Source organism: Sinorhizobium sp. P24N7 (assembly GCF_042436655.1).
Classification (GTDB): Bacteria; Pseudomonadota; Alphaproteobacteria; order Rhizobiales; family Rhizobiaceae; genus Sinorhizobium; species Sinorhizobium meliloti_A.
Genome location: NZ_JBHMIW010000123.1, coordinates 1 through 462 on the forward strand (window position 1 = coordinate 1; position 462 = coordinate 462).

At 56.5% G+C, this 462-nt stretch carries 1 protein-coding gene; it reads right to left on the reverse strand.

Features of this window, described 5'->3' with window-relative positions:
- The coding region (locus ACFHWW_RS34250) for an amidohydrolase family protein (protein WP_379943833.1) at positions 1-389 on the reverse strand (389 nt) is incomplete at its 3' end.
- Positions 390-462: the final 73 nt, after the last annotated feature.

A 462-nucleotide genomic window follows, 5' to 3' on the forward strand; every position in this document is an offset into this window, starting at 1 on the left:
GATACAATCAGATGGAAGCCGTAGTCGCAGTAACTTTGACCGTCTGCCTCCTTATGGTACTCCTTCACACTTTCGCGCAGCGATGCACCGCGCGGTTGTAACGCGAACGGGAGTACGGTTGTGTTGCCGCCCGCGATGGCGGAACGAGTGCCCGTCTCGAAGCCGTCCGCCATCGCCGGCCCCCCAAAAGCGGGTTGGGCAAGATGGACATGGCTATCAATCCCCCCTGGCATAACAAGGAGACCAGTTGCGTCAATCGTTTCCTCGGCATCTGTCAAATTCGACCCGACAGATACGACTTTACCACCTCTTATGCCCACATCGGCACGGACCGTGTCGGCAGCCGTTACGACTGTGCCGCCTCGAATGACCAGGTTGAATTTCCTCATCACTTAACTCCCGGACTTTAGATCTCTTAAAGCATCACATCGCCGCCGTTGGGCGCAAGCGTTTGACCGCAAT